General features: G+C 71.4%; 13 protein-coding genes. 9 read left to right on the top strand and 4 right to left on the bottom strand.

Translation table 11 applies throughout. From position 1 onward, the window contains the following. Position 1: 1 nt before the first annotated feature. Entirely contained in the window at positions 2 to 976 is a 975-nt protein-coding gene (locus ACWXWW_RS13535; RefSeq protein WP_455970280.1) for a LacI family DNA-binding transcriptional regulator, read from the bottom strand. A 105-nt stretch (positions 977 to 1081) separates the two neighbouring features. On the opposite strand from ACWXWW_RS13535, the gene ACWXWW_RS13530 reads away from it, so the two are divergent. Continuing rightward, complete coding sequence (locus tag ACWXWW_RS13530) at positions 1082 to 3301, top strand: beta-glucosidase (RefSeq protein WP_455970279.1); 2220 nt, start codon at positions 1082 to 1084, stop codon at positions 3299 to 3301. Between the two features lie 246 nt (positions 3302 to 3547). On the opposite strand, the gene ACWXWW_RS13525 is transcribed toward ACWXWW_RS13530, so the two are convergent. The 3 genes from ACWXWW_RS13525 to ACWXWW_RS13515 all read right to left on the bottom strand — a co-directional run bounded on the left by ACWXWW_RS13525 (position 3548) and on the right by ACWXWW_RS13515 (position 7295). Continuing rightward, positions 3548 to 4726, bottom strand: coding sequence for an ROK family transcriptional regulator (locus ACWXWW_RS13525; protein ID WP_455970277.1), 1179 nt, complete (start codon positions 4724 to 4726; stop codon positions 3548 to 3550). Between the two features lie 86 nt (positions 4727 to 4812). Further along, positions 4813 to 5823, bottom strand: a complete 1011-nt coding sequence (locus ACWXWW_RS13520; RefSeq protein WP_282978857.1) for an ABC transporter permease — start codon at positions 5821 to 5823, stop codon at positions 4813 to 4815. Then, positions 5820 to 7295, bottom strand: a complete 1476-nt coding sequence (locus tag ACWXWW_RS13515; RefSeq protein WP_455970348.1) for a sugar ABC transporter ATP-binding protein — start codon at positions 7293 to 7295, stop codon at positions 5820 to 5822. The genes ACWXWW_RS13520 and ACWXWW_RS13515 overlap by 4 nt, the downstream gene beginning before the upstream one ends. A gap of 155 nt (positions 7296 to 7450) precedes the next feature. On the opposite strand from ACWXWW_RS13515, the gene ACWXWW_RS13510 reads away from it, so the two are divergent. From ACWXWW_RS13510 to ACWXWW_RS13475, 8 genes are all read left to right on the top strand, one after another. Then, positions 7451 to 8503, top strand: a complete 1053-nt coding sequence (locus tag ACWXWW_RS13510) for a substrate-binding domain-containing protein (protein ID WP_271173013.1) — start codon at positions 7451 to 7453, stop codon at positions 8501 to 8503. Between the two features lie 176 nt (positions 8504 to 8679). Next, on the top strand, positions 8680 to 9444 hold the full coding sequence (locus ACWXWW_RS13505; RefSeq protein WP_455970276.1) for a sugar phosphate isomerase/epimerase family protein: 765 nt from the start codon (positions 8680 to 8682) through the stop codon (positions 9442 to 9444). 38 nt (positions 9445 to 9482) lie between these two features. Next, a complete protein-coding gene (locus tag ACWXWW_RS13500) occupies positions 9483 to 10595 on the top strand; it encodes a Gfo/Idh/MocA family protein (protein ID WP_455970274.1) in 1113 nt (370 codons plus the stop codon). After that, a complete protein-coding gene (locus ACWXWW_RS13495) occupies positions 10585 to 11667 on the top strand; it encodes a Gfo/Idh/MocA family protein (RefSeq protein ID WP_455970272.1) in 1083 nt (360 codons plus the stop codon). Before ACWXWW_RS13500 ends, ACWXWW_RS13495 begins: the two co-directional genes overlap by 11 nt. Before the next feature lie 17 nt (positions 11668 to 11684). Continuing rightward, complete coding sequence (locus ACWXWW_RS13490; protein ID WP_282978854.1) at positions 11685 to 12698, top strand: sugar phosphate isomerase/epimerase family protein; 1014 nt, start codon at positions 11685 to 11687, stop codon at positions 12696 to 12698. Positions 12699 to 12828: 130 nt separating this feature from the next. Continuing rightward, positions 12829 to 14304, top strand: a complete 1476-nt coding sequence (locus tag ACWXWW_RS13485; protein ID WP_455970270.1) for a C-glycoside deglycosidase beta subunit domain-containing protein — start codon at positions 12829 to 12831, stop codon at positions 14302 to 14304. Positions 14305 to 14464: 160 nt separating this feature from the next. Beyond that, positions 14465 to 15757 (top strand): ABC transporter substrate-binding protein, encoded by a 1293-nt coding sequence (locus tag ACWXWW_RS13480; RefSeq protein ID WP_455970268.1) that lies wholly within the window; start codon positions 14465 to 14467, stop codon positions 15755 to 15757. 177 nt (positions 15758 to 15934) lie between these two features. Further along, positions 15935 to 17224 (top strand): ABC transporter substrate-binding protein, encoded by a 1290-nt coding sequence (locus tag ACWXWW_RS13475; protein ID WP_455970266.1) that lies wholly within the window; start codon positions 15935 to 15937, stop codon positions 17222 to 17224. Positions 17225 to 17242 lie beyond the last annotated feature (18 nt).

The following is a 17242-nucleotide window of genomic DNA, read 5'->3' as shown; positions in this document are numbered from 1 at the left end:
CCTACGCCGACTCGCGCACGACGACCCGCGGCGCCGTGCGGGGGAGCACGGGCTGCTCGCCCGCGAGGATCGCATCGATCGTCGCGAGGTCGACGTCGGCGTCCGCCACGTCGCCCTGGGCGACGGTCGTCAGCTGCGGGAACGTGCGCCGCGCGACGGGGAGGTCGTCGATGCCCATGACCGCGAGCTCATCGGGAAGCGCGATGCCGGCGCGGCGAGCGGCGCCCAGCACGCCGACCGCGACCTCGTCGTTGTAGGCAGCGACGGCCGTGACGCCCTCGTCGCGCAGGCGCCGCAGCGCACGGGCGAGCGGCTCCTGATCGAGCAGCGGGATGGCCGTGAGGGCGACCCCGTGCCGTGCGGCAGCCGTGCGCGCGCCGGCCAGCCGCAGCTCCGACAGGCCAGCGAGCTCGGACTCGGGCGGCCCGACGTAGGCCACCGAGCGGTGCCCGCGGCCGGCGAGGTGCGCGACCTGCACCTCCGCGATGTCGCGGATCCCTGCGCTCGACGGCGTGGCGAAGACCCGCGCGACGCCGGCCTCGCGGATGCGTCGGATGATGTCGTCGGAGAGCTCCCCGAGCGCGAGCACGGTGGTCGGGTGCAGGCGCTGCGCGAGCGTCACGAGAACCTCGCCGCCGGCGTCGGCGCCCGTGTACTGGTTCACCACCGGCACGTATCCGCGCTCGACGAGCGCCCTCGAGAGCGTGCGGGTCGCCGTCGCGACGAGCTCGCCCGGCGGGATGGTGCTCGTGTCGATCACGACGATCCCTGTGCTGCCGGATGCCAGCGCGCGAGCGTGCACGCTTGGCACGTACCCGAGGTCGGCGGCGGCCTGCAGCACGCGGCGGCGCGTCGGCTCAGGGATCGTCTGGCCCGGGGTGTCGTTGAGGACGTAGCTCACGGTGGCGCGCGAGACGCCGCTCGCGCGCGCCACATCGGCGGCGGTGACGCGGCCGGCTCGTCGGGAGGTGGTCATGGGCGTCCTTGCTTTCCGAGGAGGATCCCGATACATTCAACCCTAGACTGAAGCGCGTAAGTGATCTCGGAGCCGAGGTCGCCGCGGACGAGAAAGGCCTCCCTGATGCACGCAGCCGTCTCCCGACTGTCCCTCGACGAGAAGATCTCCCTGCTCACGGGAGACTCGTTCTGGACCACGCGCGGTGTCGAGCACGCGGGCGTGGAGGGGGCGGTCCTCACCGACGGCCCGCACGGCGTCCGCCTGCAGACGGGGAGCGCCGACCACCTCGGCATCAACGACAGCCACCCCGCGACCTCGTTCCCGACGGCCGCGGCGACCGGCTCGACATGGGACCCCGAGCTGCTCGAGGAGATGGGCGAGGCGCTCGGACGGGAGAGCCGGGCGCTCGGCGTCGACGTGCTGCTCGGACCCGGCGTCAACATCAAGCGCTCGCCGCTGTGCGGGCGCAACTTCGAGTACTTCTCCGAGGATCCGCTGCTCGCCGGGGCGCTCGGCGCCGGATGGGTCCGCGGGCTCCAGGCGCAGGGTGTCGGGGCCTCGCTCAAGCACTTCGCGGCGAACAACCAGGAGACCGAGCGCATGCGCGTGAGCGCCGAGGTCGACGAGCGCACACTGCGCGAGATCTACCTTCCGGCTTTCGAGCGCGTCGTGAAGGAGGCCGAGCCGGCCACCGTCATGTGCGCGTACAACCGCATCAACGGCACGTACGCGTCGGAGCACCGGTGGCTGCTGACCGACGTCCTCCGCGACGAGTGGGGCTACGACGGGTACGTCGTGTCGGACTGGGGCGCCGTGAGCAACCCGCCCGCGGCCGTCGCGGCGGGTCTCGACCTCACGATGCCGGCGGCCGGCCCCCGCCACGCCGCGGACATCCGCGCGGCGCTCGACCGCGGCGACCTCGACGAGGCGGCCATCGACCTCGCGGTGTCGCGCATTCTGACCGTGCACGACCGCCTCCGTGCGGCACGGGGCGAGACTCCCGCGGTCGATCATGACGCGCACCACGCTCTCGCCCGCCGGATCGCGGCCGAGAGCACCGTCCTCCTCGCGAACGAGGGCGGCATCCTGCCGCTGTCGGCCGATGAGGGATCGATCGCCGTGATCGGCGAGTTCGCCCGGTCGCCGCGCTACCAGGGCGCGGGGAGCTCGCACATCCAGCCCACGCGCCTCGACGCCGCGCTCGATGCCATCCGCGAGGTCGCGGGCGACGTGTCCTTCGCCGCGGGCTTCCGGCTGGACGGCGAGGCGGATGCCGCGCTCCTTGACGAGGCGGTCGCGGCGGCCCGCGCCGCCCGCACGGTCGTGCTGTTCCTGGGGCTCCCCGCCGAGGACGAGTCCGAGGGGTTCGACCGCACGCACATCGACCTGCCGCGCGTGCAGCGCGACCTCCTCGACGCCGTCCTCGCCGTCAACGAGCGCGTCGTGGTGGTGCTCTCGAACGGCTCCGTCGTCTCGCTCGACGGCATCGTCGGCCGGGTGCCGGCCATCCTCGAGATGTGGCTCGGCGGCCAGGCCTCCGGCTCCGCCGCCGCCGACGTGCTCTTCGGAGTCGCCGAGCCGGCGGGGCGCCTCGCCGAGACCATCCCGCTGCGCCTGGCCGACAACCCCGCGCACGTGAACTTCCCCGGCAGCCCGAAGAAGGTCGTGTACGGCGAGCGGGTCTACGTCGGGTACCGCTGGTACGACCGCACCGAGCGCGAGGTGGCCTTCCCGTTCGGATTCGGGCTCGGCTACACGACGTTCGAGCTCACGGATGTCGCGGTGTCGGTTCCCGACGCGGGCCTCGCGCACGCCGTGGTCGAGGTGACGGTCTCGAACACGGGCGCGCGCGACGGCGCCGAGGTCGTGCAGGTCTATGTCGGCGACCCCGAGGCGTCGGTCGACCGGCCGGTGCGCGAGCTGCGCGCCTTCCGGAAGGTGCGCCTCGCGGCGGGGGAGTCGACGCGCGTGCGGCTCGAGCTCGACGAGCGTGCATTCGCCTTCTGGGGTGAGACGGGCTGGACCGTCGAGCCCGGCGCGTTCACGGTCGAGGTCGGCACGTCGTCGCGCGACATCGTCGCGACGACCGAGATCGAGCTCGACGTGCCGCCGGTCGTGCCCGAGCTCGACCTGGAGTCGACGATCGGCGACTGGCGGCGTCATCCGGTCGGTCGCGGCGTGCTCGAAGGCGCGCTCGCGGCGCAGGGCGGCGCGTCGGCGGCGATCTTCGCCGACCCCGAGATCAGCCGGATGATGGAGTCGATGCCGCTGCGCACGATGCTCGGCTTCGGCGGCGAGGTCGACGGGACGGCCGCGACCGAGGCGCTGCTCGCCCAGCTCTGAGCGGCACCACCTCCGGACCTGGGCAGATGGGCCTTTGTCGGGGTCTCAGTTGGCGTCCTTTAACGGCCGGTTTTCGGACCGCAACTGCGACCTGGATGGCGGAGGTCCGGAGGCCCGGCGGATGGCGGATGGGTCTTCGTCGGGGTCGCAGTTTGCGTCCTTAAACGGCCGGTTTTCGGACCGCAACTGCGACCTGGACAGATGGCGGAGGTCCGGAGGGACAGATGGCGGCGGTCCGGGAGGCGGTCAGGTCGGGGCGAAGGCGGTCGAGAGGCCGGCGGGCGAGAGCGCGTGCTCGACGGCGAGGATGCTCGCGCCGATCACGGCCGCCTTCGACGCGGCGGTGGACTGCACGATCGTGAGGTGCTCGGTCGCGAGCGGGGTGGAGCGCGTGTAGACGATCTCGCGCACGCCGGCGATGAGGTGCTCGCTCACGCGCGCCATCGATCCGCCGATCGAGATGACCGAGGGGTTGAGGAGGCTGACCGACGCGGTGAGCACCTCGCCGATGTCGCGCCCGGCCTGGCGCACGGCCTGGATGGCCTCGAGGCTGCCGTGCTTGACGAGCGCGACGACATCGTCGCCCGTGTGCGCCTCGACGCCCTGCTCGCGCAGTGTGCGGGCGATCGCGGGCCCCGACGCGAGCGCCTCGAGGCACCCGTGGTTGCCGCAGTGGCACGGGACGTCGACCCCGCGCGCCACGCGCACGTGCCCGATGTCGCCCGCGATGCCCTGCGCTCCGCGCTGCAGCCGGCCATCCGACACGATGCCCGCGCCGATGCCCGTCGCGACCTTCACGAAGAGGAAGTGGTCGACGCCCGGCCACGCGACCGCGCGCTCGCCGAGCGCCGAGATGTTGACGTCGTTGTCGACGAGCACCGCGACCGGGAAGTGCCGCTGCACCCACGCCGGGACGTCGAAGCGATCCCACCCCGGCATGATCGGCGGATTGACCGGCTGCCCGGTAGAGTGCTCGACCGGTCCGGGCAGGCCGATCCCGATCGCGGCGACGTCGGCCGACGACCGCTCGGTGTCGTCGAGAAGCCGCTGCGCGGACTCGACGAGCCACGTCAGCACCGCCTCGGGGCCCTGCGCGATCTCGACGCGCTCGCTCGCCTCGGCGAGGATGGCGCCGGTCAGGTCGGTGATCGCGACGTTCGCATGCGACGCGCCCAGGTCGGCGGCGACGACCACCTTCGCGGACGGGTTGAGCGCGAACTGCGACGGCGGGCGTCCTCCCGTGGAGACGGCGTCGGCGACCGCCGTGATGAGCCCCATGCGCATGAGCTCGTCGACCCGCGCGGCGACGGTCGAACGAGCGAGCCCCGTCGACTTGGCGAGCTCGGCGCGCGTGCGCGGCACCCCGTCGCGGAGCAGCTGGAAGAGGTCGCCGACGTCGGCGCGCCCCGTCGGGCTATCGGACATGCGCACTCACCTTCTCGCGCCGGCAGAAGTCGGCCGACTTCTGCCGTGATCCGTCATCCTACGTGCCGGTGTCGGCGGAAGCCGTGTCAGCTGCTGCGCGACGGCCGCCCGGCGAAGCGCTGCTGGAGCAGCACCGCGATGACGATGATCACGCCCTTGGCGACCGCCTGCGTCGAGGAGGACAGGTTGTTCTGCACGAAGACGTTGCTGAGCGTCGCGAAGATGAGCACGCCGAAGACCGTTCCGGTGATCGTGCCGCGGCCGCCGGTGAGAAGCGTGCCGCCGACGACGACCGCGGCGATCGCATCGAGCTCCCACAGCGAGCCGTGCGTCGAGGTGCCCGCGGTCGTGCGGCCGAGCAGCATGATCGCGGCGACGCCGGCGGCCAGGCCGCTGAGCGCGTAGAGCCACATCGTGTGGCGCTTCACCGCGATGCCCGCGAGGCGCGCGGCCTCGCGATTGCCGCCGATCGCGACCGTGCGGCGGCCGAAGGTCGTGCGGTTCAGGAGGAACCAGCCGCCCGCGGCGACGACGGCGAAGATCCAGATGAGCATGTCGATGCCGAGGATGTCGATGTTGAGCGCGCGGATGAAGTCGCGATCCGACACGATGAGCGTGCGGTTGTTCGCGAGGAGCTCGGCCAGGCCGCGCGCGCCGACGAGCATCGCGAGCGTCGCCATGAACGCCACGACCTTGCCGTACGCGATCACGACCCCGTTGATGAGGCCGGCTGCGGCGCCGACGACGAGCGCGATGAGCATCATGAGCGTCCAGTGCACCGAGTCGGCGAGGTCCTGCACGGCCGCGAGCGTCGCCACGACCGAGGCCAGGGCCACCACCGCGCCCACGGAGAGGTCGATCCCGCCCGCGATGATGACGAAGGTCATCGCGATGCTCACCACGCCGATGATCGACGCCTGGCGCAGGATGACGAGCGCGTTGTCGAACGTCGGGAACGTCCCGGGCGCCGTGATCGCCCCCACGACGACGAGCGCGAGGAGCGCGAGCACGAGGCCGAGGTTGCGTCCGACGGATCCCGAGAAGATGCGCCGCAGGGGCGAGGCCTGCGGCTCGGCGGCGGGGCTCTGCACGCTCATGCGGCGGCTCCTTTCATGACGAGATCGAGCACGCCGTGCTCGTCGATGTCGGATGCGGGAAGACGATCGAGCACGCGCCCGTCGCCGATGACGAGCACGGTGTCGGAGAGGCCGAGCACCTCGGGGATCTCGCTCGAGACGATGACGATCGCGGTCCCCGACGCGGCCAGCCGCCGGATGAGCCCGTAGATCTCGGCACGGGCGCCGACGTCGACGCCGCGGGTCGGCTCGTCGAGCAGCAGAACCCGGCTGCCCTCCACGAGCCATCGGGCGAGGAGGATCTTCTGCTGGTTGCCGCCGGAGAGCGTGGCCGCCGGTCGGTCAGGGTCGGCGGGCCGCAGCTCGAGGGCGTCCATCTGCTCCCTCGCCACGCGGCGCTCGGCCCGCTCGTCGAGCACGCCCCGTCGCGCGATGCGCGGGAACGTCGACAGGGTGATGTTGCGGAAGATCGGCTCGTCGAGCACGAGCCCCTGCGACTTGCGCTCCTCGGGGCTGAGGCCCATCCCGGCCTTCACCGCGGCCGTGACCGATCCGCGCGGCAGCGGGCGGCCATCCCGCTTCACCGTGCCCGCGGTCGCTCGCCGCGCCCCATAGACCGTCTCGAGGATCTCCGAGCGACCCGATCCGACCAGCCCTGCGAGGCCCACGATCTCCCCCGCGCGCACGGAGAATGACACGTCCTCGAAGACGCCGGCCAGCCCGAGGCCTTCGACCTCGAGCAGCACGGGCGCGTCCGGCGCGATGGGCGTCGCGGGCGGGAAGACGTTCTCGACCGTCCGGCCCGTCATATGGCGGATGAGGTCGGCCGTGGGGGTGTCGGCGACGGAGAGGTTGCTGGCCGTGCTGCGGCCGTCCTTGAGGACGGTGATGCGATCCCCGATCGCGCGGATCTCCTCGAGCCGGTGCGTGATGTAGATGACGGCGATGCCCTGGGCGGTGAGCTCGCGCACGACGTGGAAGAGGTTGCGGACCTCCTCGGCGTCGAGCACGGCCGACGGCTCGTCCATCACGATGAGGCGGATGTCGTGCGACAGCGCGCGCGCCATGCTCACGATCTGCTTGCCCGCTGCGCTCAGCGAGCCGACCTCCGCGTGCGGCGAGATGCCGGCGTGACCGAGGCGCTCGAGCAGTCGGCGCGTCTCGCGGGCGGCATCGCGCCGCCGGGTGACGCCGCCGCGCGCGAGCTCGTGCCCGAGGAAGATGTTCTCGGCGACCGTGAGATCGTCGACGACGTCGAGCTCCTGGTACATCGTCGCGATGCCGTGATCGATCGCCGCCTGGGGGCTCGTGATCGCGATCGGCTCGCCGTTCCAGCGGATCTCGCCGGCGTCGGGCTCGTGCGCGCCGGCGAGGGTCTTGATGAGCGTGGACTTCCCCGCGCCGTTCTGGCCCAGGAGGCAGTGCACCTCGCCCGGGAGCACGTCCAGGTCGACCCCGCGCAGGGCCTGCACTCCCGCGAAGCTCTTCTCGATTCCGCGGACCGAGAGTAATGACGCGGCGTGGTCGTCTTTGATCACGGCTGAAACCTAACACCGCGGGGCTTCTGCTGTCGATGAGTCAGAACCTGTACAGGCACCCGCAAGGCTGTTAGCTTGACCGCATCTGCATCACGTTTCAAGGAGGAGACATGGGCACAGTGCGCACGCGCGCAGGACGCGCTGCGGTCGCGGGGATGGCGGCACTCGCGACGATCGGCCTGCTCGCCGGGTGCACCAGCGACGGCGACGAGGGCGAGGGCGACGTCGTCGACCAGGGCACGACGAGCGACGAGAACGCCGAGGAGGGCGACACGGTCGTCATCGGATGGTCGGGGCCGGAGGCCGACCACGGCTGGCTGGGCGCCATCAACTCCGGCGCGCTCGCCGCGGCCGAGAGCTTCGGCGACGTCGAGCTGCGGCAGGCGGAGGGCACCAACGACGCGAGTCAGCAGATCGCGGCGGTCGAGCAGTTCATCAACGAGGGAGTCGACGCCATCGTCCTGCTCCCGACGGATGGCGCCGCGCTCACCGAGGTCGCGATCCAGGCCATGGAGGCGGGCATCCCGGTCATCAACGTCGACCGGGAGTTCTCGAGCACGTTCGCTTCGCGGGTCACCATCCTCGGCGACAACTACGGCATGGGCGTGAGCGCCGGCACCTACATCTGCGAGGAGCTCGAGGGCCAGAGCGACGCGGTCGTCGCCGAGATCGCGGGCATCGACTCCCTCCCGCTCACGCAGGACCGGTCGCAGGGCTTCGCCGACGCCCTCGAGGACTGCGGTCTCGAGGTGTCGGCCCGCGTGGCCGCCGACTTCACCGTGGCCGGCGGCGAGGCGGCGGCCTCGCAGCTGCTCTCGGCGAACCCCGAGATCGACGCGATCTGGAACCACGACGACGACCAGGGCGTCGGCGTGATGGCCGCGATCGAGGCCGCGGGCCGCGACGAGTTCTTCCTCGTGGGCGGCGCAGGCAGCGTCAACATGATGGAGCGGATCGAGGCGGACGACAGCGTCATCAAGGCGACGGTCATCTACCCCTCGACGCAGGCGGCCGACGGCATCGCGCTCGCGCGTCTCGTCGCGCAGGAGAAGACGATGAGCGATCTCGTCACGCCGAGCGTGCCGTATCGGATCGTGCTCGACGCGCCCGTCGTGACGAAGGACAACGTCGAGGAGTTCATCGACCTCGCCTTCGAGTCCTGACGGGGCGAGCCCGGAAGAGCCGAGGAGGAGGCGCCCGCGGGGGAGGCGGGCGCCTCCTCCTCTGTCTGTGAACACGCAACTTTTGCTTGTTGATCGACGGAAGTCCTGATACCGTCGGGGACGCGCCTGCGAGAGCGCGCCATCCCCCGAGACCTCACCGTCGAGAGAAGAGTCACATGACCTCTGCCCCCGCCATCGCGCTCCAGCTCTACACGATCCGAGAGGCGGTGGCCGAGGATGCGGGTGCCGCGCTCGCCCGCGCGGCCGAGATCGGCTTCGAGCGGATCGAGCTCTTCAACATCGTCGAGTGGCGCGCGCAGCTCGAGGCGGGCCTCGCCGCGCACGGCCTCACCGCTCCCACCGCTCACGCGGTGCTCTCGAGCGGCGAGCCCGAGCAGTTCTTCGAGGCCGCGCAGGCCCTCGGCGTGAAGACGCTCATCGACCCCTTCATCGCGCCCGAGCGCTGGACGAGCCGCGACGAGGTCCTCCGCATCGCCGACGAGCTCGCCGCGCACGCCGAGAAGGCGAAGGCGTACGACCTCGCGTTCGGCTACCACAACCACTTCTGGGAGGTGGAGAACGTCTTCGACGGCGAGACGGCCCTCGAGGTCCTCGCCGGCGCCCTCCCGGCCGACGTCGGTCTCGAGGTCGATGCGTACTGGGCAGCCGTCGGCGGCGCGGACGTGCCCGCTCTGCTCACGTCGCTCGGCGACCGGGTCCGGCAGCTCCACATCAAGGACGCGCCCCTCGTCGACGGCGCGCTGAGCAAGGACCGCGAGGACCAGCTGCCCGCGGGACAGGGCGCGATCGCGTGGCAGCCCGTGCTCGCCGCCGCGCCTGCGGCCGAGCTTCTCGTCGTCGAGTTCGACGAGTACCGCGGCGACATCTTCGACGGCATCGCCCAGGGCCTCGCGGGAACGCGCGCGCTGCTCGGCGCGTGACAGCCGCCATCCCGAACCAGAGAGAAAGAGAGCGTCCCGTGAGCGGACACCACCCCGTCGGCGTCGGATTCATCGGCGCGGGGATGATCAGCGACACCTACCTCGAGCACCTCGCGCAGTTCCCCGACGTCGAAGTCGTCGCGGTCGGCGACATCGACACGGTGCGCGCGAAGGCGCAGGCCGAGAAGCACGGCGTGCCGGTGTCGGGCTCGCCCGACGAGATCCTCGCGCACCCCGATGTCGAGCTCGTCGTGAACCTGACGATCCCGGCGGTGCACGCCGAGGTGTCGCTCGCGGCGATCGACGCCGGCAAGCATGTGTGGAGCGAGAAGCCGATCGCGGTCGACTTCGCCTCGGGTCAGGGCCTCGTGAAGCGCGCCGCCGAGAAGGGCCTGCGCGTGGGCATCGCCCCCGACACGGTGCTCGGCCGCGGCGTGCAGAGCGCGCTGCGGGCGATCGCGCGCGGCGAGATCGGCCAGCCGATCGGCGCGTCGACGGCGATGATGAGCCTCGGCCCCGACAAGTGGCACCCGAACCCCGACTTCTTCTTCCTGCCCGGCGCCGGACCGGTCTTCGACATGGGCCCGTACTACCTGACGACGCTCGTCAACGTGTTCGGCTCGGTCGCGAAGGCCTCGGCCTTCGGTCTCACGAGCACGCCGACCCGCACGGTCGTCGCGGGCGACCGCGCGGGGGCCGAGTTCCCCGTGCTCGTCCCGACGCACGTCAACGCGAACCTCGAGTTCGAAGGCGGGGGCACGAGCTCGAGCATCTTCAGCTGGGAGTCGCCCCTCATGCGCATGGGCGTGGTCGAGATCACCGGCACCGAGGGCACCCTCTCGATCCCGGACCCGAACATGTTCGAGGGGCCGCTGCGGATCATCCGCGCGGGCGGCGACCCGCGCGAGCAGCAGTGGGAGGAGCTCGAGAGCGACGGTGTCGTGGGCGGCCGCGGTCTGGGCGTGATCGACATGGTGCGCGCCATCCGGGAGGACCGCCCGCACCGCGCGTCGGGCGAGATCGGCCTGCACGTGCTCGAGACGATGATCGCGATCGAGCGCTCGATCGAGACCGGCGAGACGGCCGCGGTCGAGAGCCGGATCGAGCGCCCCGCGCCGATCCCCGCGGACTGGACGCCCTATGAGCTCTGAGATCGGAGCCGGCTTCGTCGGCGGCGGGTTCATGGCGCGCGTGCACAGCCGGGCTGCGCGGGCAGCCGGCGCCCGACTGCGCGGCCTCAGCTCGTCGTCGGCCGAGCGGGCGTCCTCCGCCGCGGCCGACCTCGACATCGAGAACGCCTTCTCGGGCTACGACGCGCTCCTCGACGACCACGACGTCGACGTCGTCCATGTGTGCACGCCGAACGCTCAGCACGCCGAGCAGACGCTCGCGGCGCTCGCGGCAGGCAAGCACGTCGTGTGCGAGAAGCCCATCGCCACGACGTCGGCCGACGCGCGCCGCCTCGTGGAGGCGCAGGCCGGCTCGGGTCTCGTCGGCGCCGTCCCGTTCGTCTACCGCTACCACCCGATGGTCCGCGAGGCGCGCGCCCGCATCGCCGAGAGCGGCGAGGCCGTGCTCTCGATCGACGCGGCGTACCTCCAGGACTGGCTGCTGGGCGCCGAGGACGGCAACTGGCGAGCCGGCGCGGAGGGCGGCGCATCCCGCGCGTTCGCCGACATCGGCTCGCACCTGTTCGACCTCCTCGAGTTCGTGACGGGCGAGCGGGTCGTGAAGCTCAGCGCGCTCACCCGCACCGTCTTCGAGGAGCGCGCGGGGCATCCGGTCGCGAACGAGGACATCGCCGCCGTCCTGTTCCAGCTCTCGGGAGGGGCACCCGGCACGGCGCTCGTCAGCCAGATGGCGGCCGGCCGCAAGAACGGTCTCGTGCTCGAGGTGCACACGGGCGATGCGGCCTACCGCTTCGAGCAGGAGCGCCCCGAGGACCTGTGGATCGGCCGGCGCGACGGCTCGCTCCTGCTCCCGCGCGAGGAGGGCCTGCTCGCCCCCGACGCCGCGCGCCTGTGCCGCGTCCCCTCGGGTCACCCGATGGGGTATCAGGACGCGTTCAACGCCTTCGTGTCGGACGCATACGCCGCGACCGCGGGGGCGGAGCCCGAGGGGCTGCCGTCGTTCCGCGACGGCCTGCGCGCCGCGCAGCTGACCGAGGCCGTCGTCGAGTCCGCGCGCACGGGCGCGTGGGTCGAGACGCCGGTGGACGCATGACGACCGGAGGAGGATCCATGGCCGAGGCACGCCATCCCGTCACGCTGTTCACCGGCCAGTGGGCCGACATGCCGTTCGAGGAGCTCGCGCGCCGCGCGGCCGAGTGGGGCTACGACGGGCTCGAGATCGCCGCGTCGGGCGACCACCTCGATCTGCAGCGGGCCGACGAGGACGACGCGTACGTGCAGTCGCGTCTCGACATCCTGGACCGCTACGGGCTCAAGGTGTGGGCGATCTCGAACCACCTCGCCGGGCAGGCCGTGTGCGACGACCCGATCGACTTCCGCCATCAGGCGATCCTGCGCGACTACGTGTGGGGGGATGGCGATGGCGAGGGCGTGCGCCGGCGCGCGGCCGAGGACATGAAGCGTGCCGCCCGCGTCGCGCGCAAGCTCGGCGTCGACACGGTCGTCGGCTTCACGGGATCGAAGATCTGGCCCTACGTCGCGATGTTCCCGCCCGTTCCCGCCGACGTCATCGACGCGGGCTACGAGGACTTCGCGAACCGGTGGAACCCGATCCTCGACGTGTTCGACGCCGAGGGCGTGCGGTTCGCGCACGAGGTGCACCCCTCCGAGATCGCCTACGACTACTGGACGAGCGTCCGGACCCTCGAGGCCATCGACCGGCGCGAGGCCTTCGGGTTCAACTGGGACCCGTCGCACATGGCGTGGCAGGGCGTCGACACGGTCGCGTTCATCACGGACTTCGCCGACCGGATCTACCACGTCGACTGCAAGGACACGCGGATCCGCAGGGCATCCGGTCGGCAGGGCATCCTCGGGTCGCACCTCGCCTGGGGCGACCCGCGGCGGGGGTGGGATTTCGTCTCGACCGGGCACGGCGACATCCCGTGGGAGGACGCGTTCCGCGCGCTCGCCGCGATCGGCTACGACGGCCCGATCTCGATCGAGTGGGAGGACGCCGGGATGGACCGGCTGCACGGGGCAGCCGAGGCGGTCGGCTACATCCGCTCGCTGCTGTGGAAGCTCCCCGAGGCGTCGTTCGACGCCGCGTTCAGCAACCAGTAGACGCATCCGGCACGGCGCCGCTCCGGGGTTCCGGGGCGGCGCCGTCGTGTGCTCCGTCGGGCTTATGTTGAAAAGAGGCGAAAGTACGTCTACTCTCGGCGTATACGAATCCGCCGACGAAGGAGTCGCCATGCCCAACGGTCTGCTCGATGCCGCGAGCCTCCGCGTCCACCCCGACGGAGCGGCGCTCCAGCTCACCATCCCGTGGTACCGGAGCCTCTGGCTGTCCTCCGTCACGAGCATCGCCCTCACGGTCGACGGCGAGCAGGTTCCCGAGAGCGATCTCACCTTCGAGCTGAACGGCACGCGCTACGCGATCGCCGACCTCCCGCAGCAGAGCGACGTCCTCTGGTATCTGCAGGACCATCCGCTTCTCATCGTCCGCCGCGCGGCGCCGATCGCTCTCGGCGAGACGCACGAGATCGTGCTGCACGGCGAGCTGCGCCTGCCCTACATGCAGATCGCGCCGGGGCAGGACGGCGGCCCCGGGCTGTACGTGCCGAACGTCGTGCACCATGAGCTGACGCTCACGGCCACCGACCGCGACGCCGCGCCCGTCGGCCTCGAGCTCGAGGTGCCGTCGGCGCCCGAGCGATCCGATGACGACCCGTTCCGTCTCGGCCTGACGCTGTACTCCGCGAGCGCGGAGTTCCGGGCCGGCTGGTACGACTTCGACGGCCTGCTCGATCGCGTCGCCGAGCTCGGCATCGGGCCGGGCATCGAGATCGTCGCATCGCAGATGGTGCCGACCTACCCGCGGGTGTCGGAGGAGTTCGAGCGCGCGTGGCGCGCGGCGTTCGACCGGCACGGCTTCGAGGCGAGCTCGTTCGGCGCGAACCTCGACATGGGGCGTCGACGCGACCGCGACATGACGCCCGATGAGGAGTTCGAGGTCACCGAGCTGCTCTTCCGCGGCGCGAAGCGCCTCGGCTTCCCGCTCGTGCGCATCCAGTCGGCCAAGCCCGACCTGCTGCGTCGGCTGCTGCCCGTCGCCGAGGAGCTCGACCTCCGTCTCGCGTACGAGATCCACGCGCCCTCCGGGCCGAACGCCCCCGAGGTGCTGCGCATCCGCGACCTCTACGCCGAGCTCGACTCGCCCCTGCTGGGCTTCGTCGCCGACTTCTCGGCGACGATGCGGGCGATGTCGCCGACGCTGCTGCGCGCCGTGCGGCGCGCGGGCCTCGACGACGAGGCCGTCGCGCGGCTGCAGGAGATCTGGGCGACGGATGAGCCGATGCGCGCACGGCAGGAGGAGTTCATCGCGTACCTGCGCGGTCGCGACTTCGACCCGGGCCGGCTCGGATCGTTCGCTCACCTGGCCTTCAACATGCACGGCCACGTCGACCCGCGCGAGTGGGCCGACATCATGCCGCAGATCCTGCACGTGCACGCCAAGTTCTACGACATCGACGAAGCCGGCCAGGAGCCCGCGATCGACTACCCCGAGCTCGTGCGCGTGTTCGTGGAGGGCGGCTATCGCGGCTTCTGGTCGAGCGAGTGGGAGGGCCACGCGTTCGCCGAGCTCGGCGAGGTCGACCCGCTCGCCCTCGTGCGGCGCCAGCACGACCTCATCCGCGCGAGCATGCGCACCGGGCAGCCCGCCTGAGCGCGGGCAGCCCGACTGAGCACGGGCGGCTTCCACGCGGGTGATAACCCGCATCGGAAACACTTATGTGACTTTCTGACCTAACCCGGTCATGCTGTGGACAGGAGCACCCGAGCTCCTGTCCCTGCACTTCCGACGACGATGTCAGAAAGGCCAGATCATGACACAGCGCACCACGCGGCGGCTCGCCGCGATCGCCATCCCCACCGCGGGCCTCATCCTCCTCGCAGGATGCGCGGGCGGCTCGGATGGCTCGGGCGACGGAGGCGACGACGGGGGAGAGTCCGTCGAGTTCAGCTTCATGTACGCCACCTCGAACAACCTCGAGAGCCCCTACGAGACCCTCGCGAACGAGTACATGGAGGCGCACGACGGCGTCACCATCTCGACGAACCCGCTCCCGAACGACAGCTACGGCGAGACGCTCCGCACGCAGCTGCAGGCCGGCAACGCCCCCGACGTCATCCAGACCACCCCCGGATCGGGTGACCCCCGCAGCGTCGTCCCGCTCGCCGAGGCCGGCTTCCTCGAGCCGCTCGGCGACACCGCGGCCGGTCTCGTGCCCGAGGGCGCCGACGCGCTCTTCACTGTGGACGGGGAGGTCTACGGGCAGCCCATGGACTTCACCCTCTCGACGCTCGTCGTGAACATGTCCGCCGCCGCGGAGGCGGGGCTCGACGACTTCCCCGCGACGACGGACGAGCTGCTCGCCTCCTGTGGCGAGGTTGCCGAGAACGGCGCGTCGCTCGTCGTGCTCGCGGGCGCCGCCGCGCCCAATGCGGGTCTCACCGCCCAGGCCATCGCCGCGACGCGCGTCTACGCCGAGACGCCCGACTGGAACGACCAGCGCGCCGCAGGCGAGGTGACCTTCGCCGAGAGCGACGGATGGCACGACGTGCTGCAGACGATCCTCGACATGAAGGACGCCGGGTGCTTCCAGCCCGGCGCCGAGGGCGCCGGGTTCGATGCCATCACGAACGGCCTCGCGCAGGGCACCTCGCTCGGGAGCTTCATCCCGTCGGGGTCGGCCGTCGAGATCGGCCGTGCCGCGCCCGACGTGGAGTGGGCCATCCAGCCCTTCCCGCCCGCTGACGGCGGCGACCCGTACCTCATCGCGAGCTCGAACTACACGATCTCGATCAACGCGGCGTCGGAGAACAAGGAGGCGGCGGCCGAGTTCCTCGAGTGGCTCGCGCAGCCCGAGCAGGCGGAGCGCTTCTCCGAGCTCTCCGGCGAGCTCCCCGTCTCCGGCATCGAGGGCCTTGACCTCACGGGCACGATCTACGAGCCCGTGGCGGATCTCCTGCAGTCCGGCCACTACGCGGGGCTTCCGAACGCGTTCTGGAAGGGCGAGGTCTACGAGAAGCTCTCGAGCGGCGTGCAGGGCCTGCTCACGGGCCAGAAGACGGTCGACGCCGTCCTCGCCGACATGGACGCGGCCTGGGGCGACTGACCTGCGACAGGGGGATCGGCGGGCGGAAGCGCCCGCCGATCCCTGTGTCGGCACCGGCTTATGTCGGATATCGAAATTAGTTATGTGTGTTTTCGACCTAGGTGGTCGATACTGAAGGGGGCCCCGCACCTGGGCGGGAGCCGCAGCACTCGACGACGACGTCAGAAGGGCAACGACATGACACAGCAGCGTCGCATCATCCGGGCAGGCGCCCTCGCAGGAACCGCGGCGATCGGAGCGCTTGTGCTCGCGAGCTGCTCGACCTCCGCCGGCGGCGGCGCGGGAGACGGCCAGAGCTTCTCGCTCGCGTTCCCCGTCTCGAACGAGGCGAAGACCCCGTACGAGATCCTCGCCGAGCAGTACATGGAGGAGAACCCCGACGTCGAGATCACGATCGACAAGCTGCCCGGCGAGAGCTACAACACGACGATCCGGACCCAGCTGCAGGGCGGCAACGCCTCCGACATCTTCCTCTCCGCTCCCGGCAACGGCCAGTCCTTCAGCATCGTCCCGCTCGCCGAGGCCGGGCTCCTCGAGCCGCTCGGCGAGACGGCGACGAGCCTCATCCCCGCCGGCTCGGAGCACCAGTTCGTCGTCGACGGCGCCGTGTACGGGCAGCCGCTGAACATCGCGCCCGCGGGCGTCGTCGTGAACCAGACGGCCGCCGAGGCCGCCGGCATCACGGAGTACCCGGCCGACTGGCAGGGCGTGCTCGACGCGTGCGAGACGGCGGCCCAGGCGGGCGGCTCGTACTTCGTCGTGGCCGGCTCGATCCCGCCCAACGCGGGCATGATGGCGCAGGCGGTCGCCGCGACGCGCGTGTACGCCGAGGACCCCGACTGGAACACGCAGCGCGCCGAGGGCGAGGTCACCTTCGCCGACAGCGAGGGATGGCAGCAGACGCTCCAGGCGATCGTCGACATGAACGACGCGGGGTGCTTCCAGCCCGGTGTCGAGGGCGCGGGCTTCGACGCCATCACGAACGGGCTCGTCCAGGGCACGTCGAGCGCGATGTTCGGCCCGAGCGGCGTCGCGCGCGACCTCGGCGAGGCCGCGGGCGGCGAGGCGACCTTCGTCGCGCAGACGTTCCCGCCCGCCGACGCGGCCGACGGCGCGTTCGGCTACGCCAGCTCGACCTACTCGTACTCGATCCCGGCGTCGTCGAAGAACAAGGACGCGGCGAAGGCGTTCCTCGAGTGGATGGCCGAGCCCGCGCAGGCGGAGACGGTCGCCGAGGAGTCCGGCACGCTCCCGATCACGGGCTACGCAGAGATGGACTTCACCGGCACGGCGTTCGAGCCGCTGGCCGACATGCTCGCCGCGGGCGACTTCGTGCCGTTGCCGAACTCCGACTGGTCGAACCCCGCCGTGTACGACGCCCTCGGCGCCGGCGTGCAGGGTCTCCTCACCGGTCAGAAGACGGTCGAGCAGGTGCTCACCGAGATGGACACGGCCTGGGGCGAGTGACCCGGCCGGACGCGAGGG

This window comes from Microbacterium sp. KNMS (assembly GCF_053851835.1).
The sequence above is the reverse complement of the archived record's forward strand: the minus strand, read 5'-3'. Positions and strand labels throughout refer to the sequence as shown.

Excerpts from the sequence above, each read along its gene's own strand:
- ACWXWW_RS13535 (WP_455970280.1), bottom strand. The coding sequence starts at position 976 with ATGACCACCTCCCGACGAGCCGGCCGCGTCACCGCCGCCGATGTGGCG.
- ACWXWW_RS13530 (WP_455970279.1), top strand. The coding sequence starts at position 1,082 with ATGCACGCAGCCGTCTCCCGACTGTCCCTCGACGAGAAGATCTCCCTG.
- ACWXWW_RS13525 (WP_455970277.1), bottom strand. The coding sequence starts at position 4,726 with ATGTCCGATAGCCCGACGGGGCGCGCCGACGTCGGCGACCTCTTCCAG.
- ACWXWW_RS13520 (WP_282978857.1), bottom strand. The coding sequence starts at position 5,823 with ATGAGCGTGCAGAGCCCCGCCGCCGAGCCGCAGGCCTCGCCCCTGCGG.
- ACWXWW_RS13510 (WP_271173013.1), top strand. The coding sequence starts at position 7,451 with ATGGGCACAGTGCGCACGCGCGCAGGACGCGCTGCGGTCGCGGGGATG.
- ACWXWW_RS13505 (WP_455970276.1), top strand. The coding sequence starts at position 8,680 with ATGACCTCTGCCCCCGCCATCGCGCTCCAGCTCTACACGATCCGAGAG.
- ACWXWW_RS13495 (WP_455970272.1), top strand. The coding sequence starts at position 10,585 with ATGAGCTCTGAGATCGGAGCCGGCTTCGTCGGCGGCGGGTTCATGGCG.
- ACWXWW_RS13490 (WP_282978854.1), top strand. The coding sequence starts at position 11,685 with ATGGCCGAGGCACGCCATCCCGTCACGCTGTTCACCGGCCAGTGGGCC.
- ACWXWW_RS13485 (WP_455970270.1), top strand. The coding sequence starts at position 12,829 with ATGCCCAACGGTCTGCTCGATGCCGCGAGCCTCCGCGTCCACCCCGAC.
- ACWXWW_RS13480 (WP_455970268.1), top strand. The coding sequence starts at position 14,465 with ATGACACAGCGCACCACGCGGCGGCTCGCCGCGATCGCCATCCCCACC.
- ACWXWW_RS13475 (WP_455970266.1), top strand. The coding sequence starts at position 15,935 with ATGACACAGCAGCGTCGCATCATCCGGGCAGGCGCCCTCGCAGGAACC.